Source organism: Bacteroidales bacterium, assembly GCA_016709865.1.
In the GTDB taxonomy this organism is placed as follows: domain Bacteria; phylum Bacteroidota; class Bacteroidia; order Bacteroidales; family VadinHA17; genus LD21.
The window spans coordinates 173497-186977 of sequence record JADJLX010000005.1 but is presented as its reverse complement, the minus strand read 5'-3'; the positions used below and the strand labels follow the sequence as shown (position 1 = coordinate 186977).

The 13481-nt window shown below is 40.2% G+C and carries 11 protein-coding genes; 6 read left to right on the top strand and 5 right to left on the bottom strand.

Features of this window, described 5'->3' with window-relative positions:
* Positions 1 to 34 precede the first annotated feature (34 nt).
* The 3 genes from IPJ16_09425 to IPJ16_09415 all read right to left on the bottom strand — a co-directional run bounded on the left by IPJ16_09425 (position 35) and on the right by IPJ16_09415 (position 4407).
* Positions 35 to 1516 carry an outer membrane protein transport protein gene (locus IPJ16_09425; GenBank protein ID MBK7627394.1) on the bottom strand — a complete coding sequence of 494 codons (1482 nt, stop codon included), beginning with the start codon at positions 1514 to 1516 and terminating at the stop codon, positions 35 to 37.
* Between the two features lie 80 nt (positions 1517 to 1596).
* Entirely contained in the window at positions 1597 to 3120 is a 1524-nt protein-coding gene (locus tag IPJ16_09420) for a hypothetical protein (protein ID MBK7627393.1), read from the bottom strand.
* 144 nt (positions 3121 to 3264) lie between these two features.
* Positions 3265 to 4407, bottom strand: coding sequence for a hypothetical protein (locus IPJ16_09415; GenBank protein MBK7627392.1), 1143 nt, complete (start codon positions 4405 to 4407; stop codon positions 3265 to 3267).
* A gap of 101 nt (positions 4408 to 4508) precedes the next feature.
* Between IPJ16_09415 and IPJ16_09410 the strand changes: the two genes are divergently transcribed.
* From IPJ16_09410 to IPJ16_09385, 6 genes are all read left to right on the top strand, one after another.
* Positions 4509 to 5984, top strand: coding sequence for a proline--tRNA ligase (locus tag IPJ16_09410; GenBank protein MBK7627391.1), 1476 nt, complete (start codon positions 4509 to 4511; stop codon positions 5982 to 5984).
* 35 nt (positions 5985 to 6019) lie between these two features.
* On the top strand, positions 6020 to 6730 hold the full coding sequence (locus IPJ16_09405; GenBank protein ID MBK7627390.1) for a hypothetical protein: 711 nt from the start codon (positions 6020 to 6022) through the stop codon (positions 6728 to 6730).
* Entirely contained in the window at positions 6730 to 8667 is a 1938-nt protein-coding gene (locus tag IPJ16_09400; GenBank protein MBK7627389.1) for a hypothetical protein, read from the top strand. The genes IPJ16_09405 and IPJ16_09400 overlap by 1 nt, the downstream gene beginning before the upstream one ends.
* A gap of 172 nt (positions 8668 to 8839) precedes the next feature.
* Positions 8840 to 9472, top strand: coding sequence for a peroxiredoxin (locus tag IPJ16_09395; GenBank protein MBK7627388.1), 633 nt, complete (start codon positions 8840 to 8842; stop codon positions 9470 to 9472).
* 80 nt (positions 9473 to 9552) lie between these two features.
* Positions 9553 to 10905, top strand: coding sequence for a tRNA lysidine(34) synthetase TilS (tilS, locus tag IPJ16_09390; GenBank protein MBK7627387.1), 1353 nt, complete (start codon positions 9553 to 9555; stop codon positions 10903 to 10905).
* A gap of 38 nt (positions 10906 to 10943) precedes the next feature.
* Positions 10944 to 11297, top strand: a complete 354-nt coding sequence (locus IPJ16_09385) for a GIY-YIG nuclease family protein (protein MBK7627386.1) — start codon at positions 10944 to 10946, stop codon at positions 11295 to 11297.
* A 137-nt stretch (positions 11298 to 11434) separates the two neighbouring features.
* Here IPJ16_09385 and IPJ16_09380 read toward each other — a convergent pair whose 3' ends face one another.
* Positions 11435 to 12424, bottom strand: coding sequence for a chorismate synthase (locus tag IPJ16_09380; protein ID MBK7627385.1), 990 nt, complete (start codon positions 12422 to 12424; stop codon positions 11435 to 11437).
* A 4-nt stretch (positions 12425 to 12428) separates the two neighbouring features.
* Positions 12429 to 13466, bottom strand: a complete 1038-nt coding sequence (aroB, locus tag IPJ16_09375) for a 3-dehydroquinate synthase (protein MBK7627384.1) — start codon at positions 13464 to 13466, stop codon at positions 12429 to 12431.
* Between the last annotated feature and the right edge of the window lie 15 nt (positions 13467 to 13481).

The window sequence follows — 13481 nt, the reverse complement described above, 5'->3', positions numbered from 1 at the left end:
TAACAGCCTCTTCAAAAAGGAAGTCATCAAAGTATTAGTAACCAAATTTATATCCCAGTGTTACACTAAACATATTTTTATTTGTGCTCAGATTTGCCAGAGCCTGATCGAAGGTATCATCGAGCGGATAAAGAAAATACTTCTCCTGGGAACTGAAATTTGTGAAGGCGAAGTCGATTGAGACATTCTTCTCCCTGAAACCTGCACCGAATGATAACGATGTATAGTCAAGGTCTGAATTATCTTCGCCTGCCTGAAATGCCTTTCCATAATAACCATAACCCGTACGGAGGTATATCTTATTAAGTCTTACTTCACCGCCCAGTCTGATATTGCTTGCCGATTTCAGACTCTGCTTGATAAAAAGATTTTTCTCGCTGTAATCATAATCGTCTCCTGCATCTTTAAAGCGGGCAACACTATAATCAACAAATTCATAATCAGCACTTATAAGAGCAATTTTCTTGATTTGCACAGCAACACCTGCCAACGCTCTGAAAGGAGTAGTCAGATTGTAGACATACCTTTGTGTTTCAATTGACCAGTCGTGATGACCACCATTTGTGAAATTAGATGTAATGTTCTTGTAGAAAGTCTCATTAATTGTATATAATGTCGGAGAATGAAATGCGAGTCCGATTCGTACAGCTTCAATGGGTTTTATTATTGCTCCGAGTTTCAGCGCATATCCTGTTCCTTTATTCTCAAAATGATCGGTAAATGTAAAATTCTTAAACTCTGTAGGTAATGCAACATCTGTAGATTCCAGATGCTCTAAGTGGCTAGAAAACTTGATTCTGTTAATGCCCAGAGTAGCTCCGAAAAAGATTTTGTTAGAGTAATTACCACCAATAGAAAGAGCATGTTCGCCTGTATAACCCTCATCTGTAACAAGGCGTCTGACATTCTGGTTATAAACAGATGAAGAAAGTCCATAATTGGAATACACAGTACCATAGGATACTCCTCCTACAGAAATTGGATTGGTCAACCAGGCATCATAAGCCATACCCGGCTCATCCTTAAGGTCATCTTTAAGAATTCCTTCGCTCCTTAATGCCCAGGAATCTACTATTGAGCTGTTTGTTCCATTGCCCTGAATAAGTACACTTCTGTTCAGATTGTTAGTTTTATTGAACGAATAACCAAAATTCAGAGTAATCAGTCCGGTTTCATTAGAATTTGATATCAGATTACTTACAATTCCGCCCTGGCCCAGATTGAAATTGTAAAGATAATCTGAAGATATTCCATTGAAACTGGCATTCACTTTATTATGCAGAAGCTGAGGAGTGACTGTTAACTCAGATGATCTGAAAACTCCCAGACCTCCGGGGTTCTGACTCAGCGATGAGATATCACCTCCCAGAGCAGTGAATGCACCTCCCATTGACATGAATCTGGCTGTACCGCCATAAAATAATCTGGAATATCTTAGTGCATCGTCAACATTCTGAGCTGAGATTGAAAATGAGAGTGTAAAAACTGCAAGGATTAATAATGTAATTCTTTTCATGACATTTAATTTTTGTAAGACTTATCCTGCACTCTTAGTTTTAGAATGGGCTGTAATAACCTTATTTTAATTAACTTAAATTATCTTCTCCCCCCTGATCCTGATGAGCCTGATGAGGAAGATGATGACCCTGAAGAACCTGATGAAGAACCTCCGGAATATGATGAGCCTGATGAATATGAACTGCTACCGGAACTGTAGTTGGAAGAGCCACCGCTGTATGTAGATGATCTGCTGCCGGAAGATGAATTGGTTCCTGAATAAGTTGATCTGCTTTCAACACTGCTTCTGGAAGGTACTGAATAGCTTTCGGTGCTTCTGTAGGTACTTACATTAGATCTTGTACCAGTTGATGGTGAAGAATAACCTGTTGGTGAATCAACTCTTCTTTGTGAGCCTACAGATGAATTAGATCCTGAACTACTGTTAGAGTTCTGGTATGTACCCTGATTAACCGGTGTGCGTGAATAACCGGAGTTTGTGTTAACTCTGCTGTTATTAACTGCACCACTGCTTCTGTTTGTTGAACCTGAATTCATACTTTCAGAAACCCGGCTATTATTATATGCAGGCCTTGTTGGCATACGGGGACTGCTGTAACTTGGAGTATAAGACCTGTTTACATCGCCGTAAGAAGGTCTGGAAGCCGGTGCAGTACGCTGCTGGTTAGTTATTGTATTGGAGCGCATGTTTTCAGTTCCGGTCTGGCTCTGTCCGGCTTTTCGGTCAGCCTGACTATAAGCAGGTTTTGAAACAGGATTTGTTGAAACTGTTCTTCCGCCGTTTTCGTTTGATAAGGCCTGACTCCCTGTTGCTATCCTTCTGCCTGCGCCTGAAGTACCGCCGGTAGAAAGGTATGAATCTCTTCTGCCTGAACCGGTAGCGCCAGTGCTGCTATTCCACCTTGAAGACATACTGCTTGCCCTTTCGGTCCTTCCGTATGGCACATTAGTTCTGCTTTCCCTGGCATAATATCCGCCACCGCCATAGTATCCGTAACCACCGTAATAACTACCGTAGTACCCTCTGTAGCCACCGAAACCTCCGTAATAACCGCCATAGTATCCTCCATAATAACCACCGTAATAACTTCCATAATTATAGAAAGAATCGTAGTAATTGTATGGATCATAATAGAAGGGATTATATGACCGATATGACCAGGGGTAACCTCCATAACCCATTCCTAAAGAGAAGGAAGGGAATCCGTAACCATAATCAAAGTAAAAAGGATCTCTCCAGTATGGATTAAAATAGTTTCCGTAAAATCTGCTTAGCCTGCCTGTATATGAGTAATTATCATAATAATCATAGCCTCTGTCGTAAATGTTGTTCTCAACTATCTGGTTGTCGATATCAACAGCTTCAGAGTAATCATCAGCTACAAGGGTATCTGCAGCATAAATATTATCATAATACTCTCCCGCGTTCTGATTCTGATTCTGATCATAAATCTGATCTCTGGCTGAAGGTCTTGCTTTTACAACTGGCTTATCAGAAGCTGAAAAGTATAGATCATCATACTCCGTACCTGTATAAAGACTTGAAGTACAAGAACTCAGGACCAGGAGTGCAAGGAGTGAAATATTTAATATTGCTTTCATTTTAAGTTCCCCCTATTATTTTCTTAATTACACGCAAAAATTATACCAAAAAGACCTTTCTGTTGTTTTACTTTTCTGAAATGCGGTAAATATTGTAAAATTCTTTAAATATTTAAGCCGGAAAGCCTCTTTTGAGGCTTCCGGTTATCTTCTTTTTGTTGAATTTGATGATGAGGTCGATGAGGATGATCCTGATGAAGACCTTGAAGATGAAGCATTCGTTGAGGATGACCTTGAGCTGCTACCTGAGGAACTGCTTCTTCCCTGTGAGGCTGAAGTCGATCTGGAAGATGATGATGAACTTCTGGCCGGAGTACTAACTGATTTTGAAGGAGCAGATCCTGTTGATACAGATGATCTTCCTGTATTTGCAGGCTGAGCAGAACGTCTCGTAACTGATGAAGGTGCAGATCCTTTCATGTCAGAACCCGAATTTGAACGTGAGTTACTGTTATTAATGTTCATATTCCGATTAGGGTTGTTGTTTGGATTCCTGTTGGTAACACTGTTGTTGTTATTACCATTATTAGAATTGCTGCTTCCAACAACTCTTCTGGTTCCACCCATATTCTGGCCATTATTCGAATTGATTGAGGAATTGTTATTATTAACATTATTACCTGAAGAATTTGTATTTACAGATTCACGTCTTGAAGAACTCCCTGATGAAGATGATGAGGAAGAAGAGTAATCAGATCTTCTTCTTGCGTTGTTGCCTGAAGAATAATTCCCTGAAGAAGAATAATTGTAGTAATTATTGTTATAGACATTGTATTCCGATCTGTAGTTGTTATATCCGTGATTATACCAGTTGTGTCCGCCCCACCCGTAATAGTAGTTATTGTGCCATCTGCTTCTTAAATTAACATTTATTATTACAGGAGCATACCAGCTGCTATAGTAAAAAGGATCATAACCCCAATAGTATGAGCTTCCGTAATATGGATCATAACCGTAACTGTATCCCCAGTCATAAACCGGATAACTGCGGGTATATCCTATTCCGAAACCTCCGCCACCGTATATACTTATTCCCCAGGCAAATGGCTGGTAATTATACCAGTAAGAATCAGTAAAAACCGGAGCGTAATAGTTGAATGCTGTATATGACCTGTGGAACCTGTTGATCCGCGACGAGAAGTAATAATCATAATCATCGTAATAATTATTTACTACAATCCGGGCGTCATCATTTCTGTAGTCACTGTTGTAAGCTAACTGGGCTTTTCCGGTATAACCTCCGAGGAGCAGGAGTGACAGGATTCCGATGTATAATTTTGCTTTCATGATGAACCTCCCTTTCTTTTTTGACGTATAACTGAACTTTTTATTTATTTTTACGCAATCTATTTCTTTAATACAAATTAAACAAATACCATACCAAAAAAATGGCGAAGTTTTTAACTAACAGGGAAGAGAATTATTCACAATGGTATAACGATCTGGTTATCAAAGCTGATCTGGCTGAAAACTCAGCTGTAAGAGGATGCATGGTTATCAAGCCTTACGGATATGCTATATGGGAAAAAATTCAGGCAGAGCTAGACAGGCTATTCAAGGAAACAGGACATGTTAATGCATATTTTCCGCTATTCATACCAAAATCGTTCTTCAGCAAGGAAGCAGCTCATGTTGAGGGATTTGCGAAAGAGTGTGCTGTTGTAACCCACTATCGTCTGAAGAATGATGAAAACGGAAAAGGGATAGTAGTTGATCCAACAGCAAAACTTGAAGAGGAACTTATAATCCGTCCGACTTCAGAAACAATAATATGGCATTCATATAAGAATTGGATCCAGTCATACAGGGATCTTCCTATACTCATCAACCAGTGGGCTAATGTGGTAAGATGGGAAATGAGAACCAGACTCTTCCTCAGAACTACAGAGTTCCTGTGGCAGGAAGGACATACAGCTCACGCAACAAGGGAAGAGGCTATTGAAGAGACTGAAAAAATGATAAACGTCTACGCCAGCTTCGCAGAGAACTCAATGGCTCTGCCTGTAATAAAAGGCTATAAAAGCGAAAATGAGCGTTTTGCAGGCGCACTCGACACTTATGCTATTGAGGCACTTATGCAGGATGGAAAAGCTCTGCAGGCAGGAACCAGCCATTTTCTTGGCCAGAATTTTGCAAAAGCTTTTGATGTTCAGTTTACCGACCGTACCGGCAAGCTTGATTATGTCTGGGCTACATCATGGGGCGTTTCAACAAGGCTTATGGGTGCTATAATTATGGGACATGCCGATAACAACGGACTTGTTCTTCCTCCTAAACTTGCTCCTATTCAGGTAGTTATCATACCTATATATAAAACTGACGAGCAGCTTGCACAGATATCGCTGACTGTAAAACAGATCAAGAAGGATCTTGAAGCAAAAGGAATTTCTGTGAAATATGATGACAGAGACAATAATAAGCCGGGCTGGAAATTTGCAGACTATGAGCTTAAAGGTGTACCTGTTCGTCTGGCAATCGGTCCGCGCGACCTGGAAAACAAAACTGTTGAAGTGGCAAGACGTGATACTCTGACAAAAGAGACTATCACAATTGACACTCTAAGTGAGTTTATACCAAAATTGCTTGACGATATTCAGACAAATATTTTTAATAAGGCTTTGAATTTCAGGAAGGACAATACCTTCTATGTTGATAAGTGGGATGAGTTCCTGAAGGTTCTGGATAATCCGGGCGGATTTATAATGGCTCACTGGGACGGAACTGTGGAGACTGAAGAAAAGATTAAAGAGGAAACCAAGGCTACAATAAGGTGCATTCCTTTTGATAGTCCCGATGAAGAAGGCAAATGTGTATATTCCGGTAAACCTTCAAAGAGAAGAGTACTGTTTGCAAGGTCGTATTAAAATTACTAATTTAGTTGCCCTAACATTTAGATATCATGGTTGATCAGAATGAAAAAAAGCTTGCGATAATTTCAACCCTAAAGGAGAAATCGATTCTTAAGCAAAAAGTATTTGATAATACTCTGGAAGCTTTTTCGAATGTTAAGGATGTGCTGAAGAGCCTTTCCAAAGAGGTAAATACCAATCTCACGGGCATGGACTCACGTATAAAGCTTGAGTATACCGACCGGAGTAATTTTGATGCCCAGATAAAGGTAGCCGGAGATATTCTGCTGTTCAGCATGCATTCAAACATCTTTCAGTTCGACAGGGAGCATCCGGCATGGAAAACAGCTTACATTCAGAAAAACAAGTTTAACGCATATTCAGGGATAATTAATATCTATAACTTCCTTGCTGATTCATTTAAGTATTCCCGTCAGGATGACCTTGGATATCTTATTGCCAGGATCTTTATAAATCATGAGAAACAGTACTTTGTAGAGGGGAAAAGGCAGATGGGAATGCTTTTCACAAACTATGGCAATGAAGAGATAAATAAGCAGTCGCTACATATTATCATATCCACAGCCATTCAGTATTCTCTTGAATTCGACCTGCTTGTTCCTCCTTATGATACTGTAAAAATAGCAACCGTTGGTCAGGCTGAAGCTAAAATCCAGCACTCCAGGGTCATGACAGGTAAACGTCTGGGATTTCAGTTTAATTCTGACGACGTTCTGATAAGCAATCCTCAAGAATCCTGATGTGCAGAACAGGAATAAAATACAGATACCTTATATATCCGGTTTTTTCACTGGGTTTTCTGTTGATTTATTCTGACGGATTCTCACAAAACAGAAGTACTGACAACCAGATTGTCAGAATAAGATCCGGACCATTATTCGAGCCTTCTGCAAGCGGTTCTTATTTCCCCGACATTCCTTTCAGCGATCCCGTTAATCTGCGGCAACCATCCAATATTTCGCTTGACAAAAACCTCTATTTTTACAACTCACTGGAAGTAAGAGCTTCCAAGAGACCTCTGACAAAGAAACTCTATGATTTTTTAATTGTAAATCCCGACACTGTCAACAGTAAGCAGATAACAGGGACCAGCGATGCCAGCTACTTTAAATATTCCGGGAACAGAATCAGGAATATTGCAATCGAACGATTAAATGTCTTCGGGGTTAACATTAATGAACCTGCTGCTTCCAATCCAAAGAAAATAGATAATGTATTGAATAAGACGCATGTCAATACAAGTGAAAGTATAATTAAGAAGAACCTGATTTTTTCTGAAGGTGATACTATATCACCATTGACATTAAGTGATAATGAAAGGATCCTGAGACAACTGCCATTTATTAATGATGCAAGGATAATTGTTGTTCCTGTCACTGAAAATGAGTCTGATATCCTGATACTTACAAAAGATGTCTATTCTCTGGGTGGTTCCTATTCATATAAGGGACTTAAAGAAGGATCTGTTTCTGTTTTTGAAAAGAACCTCTTAGGTATGGGGCATGAATTCGGAATAGATGTACCTTACGATTATAAAGAACATAATTCACCAGGTTTCGGATTCCACTACAGGGTTGATAACATTGCCAGCTCATTCATTAATTTAAATGGATTTTACCTGAATGCACCGGGTGATAAAACTTATGGCTTCAGCCTGAACCGGAAACTCGTGAGCTCGGGTACCAAATATGCCGGGGGAATATCTGTTATTCAGATGTATACAACAGTTGCGTTAAAAGCGCTGACACCAAAGGAACCGCTTAAATACAACCTTCAGGATTATTGGATAGCTAGATCTGTACTCGTTGATAAAGAATCTGTTTCAAGAATAATTCTCGGAGCACGGTATAAAAACAATAATATATTTGACCGTCCGGCCATTCTGCCAGACTCTTACTACAATCTTCAGAGGTATAGAATCTTTCTGGGATCAGTAGCTTATTCTGTTCAAAAATATTATAAAACAAACCTTATTTACAGTTATGGAAGGACAGAAGATATTCCTTATGGCGGTCTTGTTAAAATTACTGCGGGAAAAGAGAATAATGAGTTTAAGCAAAGAAACTATCTAGGATTAGAAGCCTCTTTTGGAGAATCAAGTAAAAAACTGGGCTATTTCTACATGTCTGCAGGAGTTGCTGCCTTTCTGAATAAGGTTGAGACTGAGCAGGGAATTGTTTCATTAAACATGAAGTATTTCTCTAATCTTCTGGTACTTGGAAAATATAAAATTAGAAACTTTATATACGCCGATTATACACGCGGATTCGACAGGTATATTGATGACCGCCTCTATTTTTATACTGAAAATGGATTCTCCGGATTCAGAAATGATTCTGTCTGGGGTACCCAGAGAGTAACAATTAGTCTCGAATCGGTTTTATTCAGTCCGGTTAACATTTATGGTTTCAAATTTGCATTTTTCGGTTTTACGGATTTTTCAAGTCTGGCCGGATCTAACCAAATACTTTCAAATGGTATAAACCTGGCAGGCATTGGATTGGGGATCAGGATACGAAATGACAACCTTGTTTTCAATACATTCCAGTTCAGATTTGGGTTCTTCCCGAATCCTCCGCAATATTCAAGAATAAACCACCTGCAGGTATCTGGAGAGCAACTGCTAACCCCGTATAATTTTGATTCTGGTCCTCCTTCAATAATTCCTTACCGCTAATGAACAAAATATACTTAATTTTGTCTTGGTAGTAAGAAAAGTTCGGAGTGCCTTGAGTTCGGAGTGCCTAGAGTTAATTAGATTTAAGTAACAATAAGTACTCCAGACACTCTAGGCACTCCAGGCACTTTAGCACTTTTTAAAAATATATTAATTACTAAAATTTAACTCTATGTCCGTATTAGTTGGAAAAAAAGCACCCGCATTCTCTGCTCCTGCAGTTATAAAAGGCGGTGAAATAGTTGAAGGTTTCTCCTTAGAGCAATACCTTGGAAAGAAATATGTTGTGTTTTTCTTTTATCCTGCAGACTTCACCTTTGTATGCCCGACAGAACTTATTGCATTTCAGGAAAAGATGAAGGATTTTGACGACAGAAATGTTGCAGTTGTTGCATGTTCGGTCGATTCACAGTTCTCACACTGGAAATGGCTGCAGACAGATCTGAACCAGGGTGGAATCAAAGGAGTAAAATATCCGCTTGTTTCAGATCTTTCAAAAACAATCTCAGAAAACTATGATGTACTTGCGGGGAATTATGAGTATTCTGATGAGGGCGATGTTTCATTCAGCGGAACTCCTATGGCTTACAGAGGCCTTTTCCTTATTGATAAAAATGGCATAGTCAGGCATCAGGCGGTAAATGACATGCCACTTGGCAGAAGTGTTTCAGAGACCCTCAGGATGGTGGATGCTCTTCAGTTCTTTGAAGAGAACGGCGAGGTTTGTCCTGCCGATTGGCACAAAGGCGATAAGGGTATGGCAGCTACACAGGAAGGTGTATCGAAGTACCTGTCAAAAAAATAGTACCAGATTAAATTTTATAATTAGATTTGTAGAGACGCCATGCATGGCGTCTCTACTAGTTTTGTATTACCAACATTGAAATGCTGAACGATTTTAAAAAGTTTATTGCTGAGAATAACATATTAAATCCGGATGAGAAAATCCTTCTGGCTGTAAGCGGGGGAATAGATTCGATGGTAATGGCACACCTGTTTATTGAGATGGGTTATGAGACCGGAATAATGCACTGCAACTTTGCACTCCGTGGCAGGGAGTCTGATAAAGACGAAGAACATGTCCGCAAGTTTGCTGAGAGTCATAACATCCCGTTCTTCGCTGCACATTTCGATACCAAAAATTATGCAAAAAAGCATAGCCTCTCTGTACAGATGGCTGCAAGAGAGCTTAGATACTCGTGGTTTGAAGAGGTCAGGAAACAGAATGGCTATGATCTAATTGCAGTTGCACATAACCTGAATGATAACATCGAAACTCTGATAATTAACCTTACCAGGGGGACTGGTCTGGCCGGACTATCAGGTATGAGAATAGTCAACAACCGGATAATAAGACCATTGCTGTTTGCCTCCAGGAAACAGATTACCGATTACTGCAACATCAACAGTATCAGGTACAGGGAGGATAAATCAAATGCTGATACAAAATATATCCGTAACAAGATCAGGCATCAGATAATACCTGTTTTAAAGGAGATTAATCCATCAATTGAGACAACTTTAAACGAGACAGCAGAGAGAATTATTGGTATTAATGAGATTGTTTCAGAGTATATCAGGAAACTCAGGGAAAAAATATGTGAACATTCAGGAGAGATTACAACATTCAATATCAGCCTCCTAAGAACTCATCTTCATAACAAAGCGATAATTTTTGAATTATTCAAACCATTTGGAATTATCAACGTCCAGCTCGAAGATCTGATTAAGGTGATAAACGGAAAAACCGGTGGACAGATCTTTACAGGAAGTCACAGGATAATAAAAAACAGAAAAGAAATAATTGTATCAAACGAAGAGATAAAAGACAATACATCCTTTCTGATCAACAGCATAACTGGTTTTAAGAAGGTCCCGGGAATTGAATCTGCACAGTACTCTGAGATTACAGACAGCTTTGAAATACCAACAAATCCGACAACCGCCTGTGTCGATGCCGATAAGCTTGTTTTCCCTCTAATTGTAAGAAAATGGATGCCGGGCGATCATTTTTATCCGCTCGGAATGAAGCAGAAGAAAAAGCTAAGCGATTATTTTATCGACAATAAGTATTCGATCCTGGATAAGGAAAATAAACTGATACTGGAGTCGGATGGTAAGATTGTGTGGATAATCGGTGACAGGATTGATAACAGGTTTAAGATTACCCGGTCGACTAAAAAAGCCTTAACTGTAAAAGCCACAAAAAAGGCTATGAAAATAACTCCTATAAGATAAGGCTGATAGTCGTGCAGTAATGAGGTAATGAAGACGAGATGAAAGGTTACATGTATATATTACTCTGTTCAAATGGCCTGTATTACACAGGCAGTACAATTGATTTGGACAAGAGGATGGCTGAACATCAGAATGGAGAAGGAGCAAATTTTACAAGAAAGCACTTACCTGTAGTGTTGGTTTATTATGAGGAGTTTGATAGAATAGACGACGCATTTTATAGGGAGAAACAAGTACAGGGTTGGAGCAGGAAGAAGAAGGAAGCGTTGATAAATGGTGAAGTCAATAAACTTCACAAATTATCAGAATGTACTAACGAGACACACTTTCGAAATGCCCCTGATAGTTCATCTCGGCTTCGCTCGATGAACGGGGAGAATTCAACTGAGTAATTTCGCCCTTCGACTTCGCTCAGGGCTCGCTAAAGTGGCTCCCTGAGCGGAGTCGAAGGGAGACATTCGCATCGAACCTTATCTTCGTTCATCGAGCGAAGCCGAGACAATTCTATTGTCAACCTATACAAACTTCACTACCTCAAGCCATGAATTCCCCTGTCGATAAGCATAAGATCAGCCATTGCCACTGCTGTTGCAGCTTCAACGATAACAGGCATCCTTAAAGCAATACAGGTATCATGCCTTCCCTTGACCTTAAGAGTAGTCATCTTTCCTTCTTTAAAATTAAAAGTTGTCTGCTCTGCCCCGGTTGAGGAAGTAGGTTTAACAACCACCCTGAAGATTATTTCGTTACCGTTTGTAATCCCGCCATTTATTCCGCCGGCATTATTTGTTGCAGTCTTTCCGGAGCTGTCAGTAAAGGCATCGTTATGAACTGATCCCCTCATTTTGGCAGCGGCAAAACCGGCCCCGAATTCAATCCCTTTAATAGCAGGAATTGAAAAAACGATATGGCTTACAGCTGATTCGAATGAGTAAAAGAATGGCTCGCCAATTGCAACAGGTGGGGTTTTTACCCTGCATTCAATGATACCACCTATAGAATCATTCGATGCGATTGCTTCATCGAGAGCTTTTTCAATATTTTCCGAACCACCGGCAGATATGAGTTTAGCTTCTATTAGCGATTCTCCGGCTATCTTTTTGGCAATCACGCCGGCAGCAACCAGTCCCCAGGTAATTCTTCCTGAAAAGTGACCGCTTCCCCTCATATCTGAATACCCGGAATATTTAACCCTTGAAACAAAATCAGCATGCCCTGGTCTGGGTATATTTTTAAACTCATCATAATCTGATGAAATCTTGTCACTGTTTCTGGTTATCAGAGTTATGGGGGCACCGGTTGTAATACCATCCAGTACACCACTCAGTATCTCAGGCAGGTCAGGCTCCTGTCGCTTTGTTGTCCCCCTGCTCCCGCTCTGCCGTCTTTTAAGGTCCTGTAAAAAGTTCTCCGGACTCAGATGTAAACCGGGAGGACATCCGTCAACTACAACGCCAATGGCAGGACCGTGTGACTCGCCAAAAAGTGAAATTCTGAATACAACTCCGAAAGAATTCATAATGCTACTTTTTATCTCTGTGTCTTCTGTAAAAATCCAATAATTCACTAACAGGTACTTTCTTAACTTCTGCTGCACCGATGCCCTGAGTGAAAACAAAATTTATTTCAGAACCTGATTTTTTCTTATCATGGAGTACAAGCTGTTCAATGGTTTCATCAGGCAGGTTATGATTCTGAATAAGCCCAAACCTGTTTAACAAACCGACAATCCTCTCCTTTACATCCTTACCAATATACCCTTTTTCGTATGAAAGTTCAGTTGCCAGCTCCATTCCTGATGCCACTGCAAACCCGTGTTTAAGAGACATATACATCTCAATTGCATGTCCGTATGTATGACCGAAATTAAGAATACGCCGCAAACCCCTTTCGTTCTCATCCTCCGAGACGACTGCAGCTTTAAACCTTACCGACATAGCAACAAGAGATGTAAGAAGGCTTGTGTCTCTCTCCATAATCTTTTTATAATTGTTCTCAATAGTTACAAAAAGATCTGAATTACCAATTATAGCTGTTTTGATCAGCTCGGCGAGACCCGACAGATACTCCTGTTCAGAAAGCGTAGCCAGCATTGCGGTATCGCAGATAACAAACTCAGGCTGGCGGATAACTCCGATCATATTTTTTGTACCTCCCAGGTTAACCCCGTTCTTGCCACCTGTACTGGCATCAACCTGTGAAAGCAAACTTGTTGAAACATATCCGCATCCAATGCCACGCATATATACAGATGCAAGAAATCCGGCCAGATCACAAACAACCCCTCCTCCCACTGCCAGAATAAATCCCGACCGGTCTATTCCGGCGTCGAGCATCATAGCAGCAAGGTTTTCAATAACTGACAGTTTTTTACTCTCTTCCCCCGGGGTGACAGAGAAAACAGGCACAGCAGGGAACTTGTCGCCATACAGGTTTCTCACATTATCATCGGTTATGATAACAACTCCCCTTTCAGGCAGCATCTCCCTTACAGATTCCCAGTTTTGACCAACCAGTATCTCTGATCTGCTGCCGGGAGTATTTACAAATATCCTCTCCAATTGCGTATAATATTG

What these genes read in the sequence shown, in the direction of transcription:
- IPJ16_09425 (MBK7627394.1), bottom strand. Translation starts at nt 1,516, where the DNA reads ATGAAAAGAATTACATTATTAATCCTTGCAGTTTTTACACTCTCATTT.
- IPJ16_09420 (MBK7627393.1), bottom strand. Translation starts at nt 3,120, where the DNA reads ATGAAAGCAATATTAAATATTTCACTCCTTGCACTCCTGGTCCTGAGT.
- IPJ16_09415 (MBK7627392.1), bottom strand. Translation starts at nt 4,407, where the DNA reads ATGAAAGCAAAATTATACATCGGAATCCTGTCACTCCTGCTCCTCGGA.
- IPJ16_09410 (MBK7627391.1), top strand. Translation starts at nt 4,509, where the DNA reads ATGGCGAAGTTTTTAACTAACAGGGAAGAGAATTATTCACAATGGTAT.
- IPJ16_09405 (MBK7627390.1), top strand. Translation starts at nt 6,020, where the DNA reads ATGGTTGATCAGAATGAAAAAAAGCTTGCGATAATTTCAACCCTAAAG.
- IPJ16_09400 (MBK7627389.1), top strand. Translation starts at nt 6,730, where the DNA reads ATGTGCAGAACAGGAATAAAATACAGATACCTTATATATCCGGTTTTT.
- IPJ16_09395 (MBK7627388.1), top strand. Translation starts at nt 8,840, where the DNA reads ATGTCCGTATTAGTTGGAAAAAAAGCACCCGCATTCTCTGCTCCTGCA.
- tilS (MBK7627387.1), top strand. Translation starts at nt 9,553, where the DNA reads ATGCTGAACGATTTTAAAAAGTTTATTGCTGAGAATAACATATTAAAT.
- IPJ16_09385 (MBK7627386.1), top strand. Translation starts at nt 10,944, where the DNA reads ATGAAAGGTTACATGTATATATTACTCTGTTCAAATGGCCTGTATTAC.
- IPJ16_09380 (MBK7627385.1), bottom strand. Translation starts at nt 12,424, where the DNA reads ATGAATTCTTTCGGAGTTGTATTCAGAATTTCACTTTTTGGCGAGTCA.